Origin of the sequence: Streptomyces sp. MB09-01 (genome assembly GCF_033794505.1) — a bacterium.
Classification (GTDB): domain Bacteria; phylum Actinomycetota; class Actinomycetes; order Streptomycetales; family Streptomycetaceae; genus Streptomyces.
Genome location: NZ_JARAYQ010000491.1, coordinates 1 through 2,738 on the forward strand (window position 1 = coordinate 1; position 2,738 = coordinate 2,738).

The 2,738-nt window shown below is 67.9% G+C and carries 3 protein-coding genes and 1 pseudogene; 1 reads left to right on the forward strand and 3 read right to left on the reverse strand.

Features of this window, described 5'->3' with window-relative positions; genetic code table 11:
- Positions 1–57 precede the first annotated feature (57 nt).
- Both PV721_RS42730 and PV721_RS42735 read right to left on the reverse strand, forming a co-directional pair.
- The gene (locus PV721_RS42730; RefSeq protein ID WP_319734202.1) at positions 58–783 is read right to left on the reverse strand and encodes a helix-turn-helix domain-containing protein; all 726 of its coding nucleotides are present in this window, start codon (positions 781–783) and stop codon (positions 58–60) included.
- 94 nt (positions 784–877) lie between these two features.
- Complete coding sequence (locus tag PV721_RS42735) at positions 878–1,357, reverse strand: Lrp/AsnC family transcriptional regulator (protein ID WP_319734203.1); 480 nt, start codon at positions 1,355–1,357, stop codon at positions 878–880.
- Between the two features lie 140 nt (positions 1,358–1,497).
- Between PV721_RS42735 and hppD the strand changes: the two genes are divergently transcribed.
- Entirely contained in the window at positions 1,498–2,643 is a 1,146-nt protein-coding gene (hppD, locus tag PV721_RS42740) for a 4-hydroxyphenylpyruvate dioxygenase (protein ID WP_319734204.1), read from the forward strand.
- Here the strand turns inward: hppD and PV721_RS42745 are convergent.
- Positions 2,640–2,738, reverse strand: a pseudogene (locus tag PV721_RS42745) (IS481 family transposase); the annotation flags it as partial. The gene hppD and the pseudogene PV721_RS42745 sit on opposite strands and share 4 nt — an antisense overlap.

Consider the following 2,738-nt stretch of genomic DNA (forward strand, 5'->3'; position numbering starts at 1 on the left):
GACGTGGTTTGGTTACTTATATACCTTACACCCCAACCAATCAGTCGGTTTAGGCACTCAACCATCCACAAACGAGTACGGACTCAACAACGACTCTGCCCCCTGGCCCGGCGGTGAGGGAGCGAAGGCTGTTCGCGTCGGCTCGGCCGCCTCCCGCGGGAAGGCGTGAGTGTGGAAGCGGACCGCCTTCGCGCCCTCCGAGGCCGGCAGGTCGCGATAGCTGTTGATCAGGTCGTGCATCTTGTGGATCAGTTCGAGGCTCTGCCCGGCGGTCAGGTGCAGGGTGAAGTCGCTCATGTCCGCGCCGCGCCGCCACTCCTGGGGCCAGTTGTGGGCGTTGCCGAGCCAGGTGCTCAGCTCCTGCGTGTGGATCGTCGCGATCTCGTGCAGGAAGAGGTCCGCCGCACCCCGCACGGCCGGGTCCTCGTCGAGCGTCAGCGTCTCGTCGAACGCCGTGGCGTCGTAGACGGCCCGCCACCAGCGTTCGCGGCCCTTGCCGTGCTCGGGTGCGTCCTCGACGAACCCGTGCGCCGCGAGCTGGCGCAGGTGGTAGCTGGTGGCGCCGCTCGACTCCCCGAGCCGGTCGGCCAGTTGGGAGGCGGTCGCCGGGCCGTCGTGGCGCAGCGCGCCCAGCAGGCGGATGCGCAGCGGGTGGGCGAGGCCGCGCAGTGAACGGGCGTCCAGCGTACGGACGTTGGGCTCTGCCGGCTCTGCCGGCTCTGCGGGCCCGCCAGGTTCGACGGGGTCGACGGGGTCGACGCGGTCCAGGGGGTTCTCGGGCATGGCTCGACCATAGAGTTGCAAAGGCTTCTCTGCAAGTATTTCTTTGCAACGTCTTCTTTGGAAGTCCGCCGGTGCCGGGGCCCGGGCAGTGGCGTCAGGGCCGGGTGTCGTCCACGGCCGCCTGCTCGACCAGCGGGATGATCCGCAGGGGTACCGGGTTCTCCATCACGATCGCCGTCGACGCCCTGACGATCCCCTCGAACCCGACGACGCGGTCGATCACCCGCTGGAGGTCGGCGTTGGACCGGGCGACGAGCCGGCACAGCATGTCCCCGTGCCCGGTGGTCGTGTGCAGCTCCAGCACCTCCGGCACCCCGTCCAGGTGGGCCCGTACGTCGGCGCCCTGCCCCTGCTTGATCTCCAGCGTGGCGAAGGCGGTCACCGGATACCCGAGGGCCGTCGGATCGACCTGCGGGCCGAAACCGCGGATGACCCCGTTCGACTGGAGCCGGTCGAGACGGGCCTGCACGGTCCCGCGGGCCACGCCGAGGCGGCGCGAAGCCTCCAGGACCCCGATCCGGGGCTCGCGGGCGAGCAGGACGATGAGCCGGCCGTCGAGTTCGTCGATGCCCATGGATGCCTCCGGTGCCCACGTGCGCTCGTGAGTGGTCATAGTGCACAGATGTTTCAGCCATCCTGCGCTCAGACTGGTCACCTTGTATAGGCAAAAAGGAAACTATTGCGCAGCTTGTGGATCGGCGGGACTCTGCGCTCATGACTGAGACCCTCGACACCACCCCGCACACCGCGCGTGAGGCAGATCCCTTCCCGGTGAAGGGCATGGACGCGGTCGTCTTCGCCGTCGGCAATGCCAAGCAGGCCGCGCACTACTACTCGACCGCCTTCGGCATGAAGCTCGTGGCCTACTCCGGACCGGAGAACGGCAGCCGCGAGACGGCCAGCTACGTCCTGACCAACGGCTCCGCGCGCTTCGTGCTGACCTCGGTCATCAAGCCGGCCACCGACCACGGCCGCTTCCTGGCCGAGCACGTCGCCGAGCACGGCGACGGCGTGATCGACCTCGCCATCGAGGTCCCCGACGTCCGCGCGGCCTACGCGTACGCCGTCGAGCAGGGCGCCCGCGGCCTGGACGAGCCGTACGAGGTCAAGGACGAGCACGGCACCGTCGTGCTGGCCGCGATCGCGACGTACGGCCAGACCCGCCACACGCTGGTCGAGCGCGGCGACTACACCGGCCCGTACCTGCCGGGCTACGTGGCCCTCGACCCGATGGTCGCGCCCCCGGCCAAGCGCACCTTCCAGGCCATCGACCACTGCGTCGGCAACGTGGAACTCGGCCGCATGAACGAGTGGGTCGCCTTCTACAACAAGGTCATGGGCTTCACGAACATGAAGGAGTTCGTGGGCGACGACATCGCGACCGAGTACTCGGCGCTGATGTCCAAGGTGGTCGCGGACGGCACCAAGAAGGTCAAGTTCCCGATCAACGAGCCGGCGATCGCGAAGAAGAAGTCGCAGATCGACGAGTACCTGGAGTTCTACGGCGGCCCCGGCGTCCAGCACATCGCGCTGGCCTCGAACGACATCGTCGCGACGGTGCGCTCGATGCGCGCGGCCGGCGTCCAGTTCCTCTCCGTCCCGGACAGCTACTACGACACGCTCGGCGAGTGGGTCGGCGACACCCGGGTCCCGATCGACGAGCTGCGCGAGCTGAAGATCCTGGCCGACCGCGACGAGGACGGCTACCTGCTGCAGATCTTCACCAAGCCGGTGCAGGACCGCCCGACCGTCTTCTTCGAGATCATCGAGCGCCACGGCTCGATGGGCTTCGGCAAGGGCAACTTCAAGGCGCTGTTCGAGGCGATCGAGCGGGAGCAGGAGAAGCGCGGCAACCTCTAGGTGTATTGACCCGCAGGGTTGTTCACACGGCTGATCGGTGGCTTGCCGTCCAGTGCGGTGTGGCAGCGGTGGTGGTTGTAGGTGTGGAGGAAGTC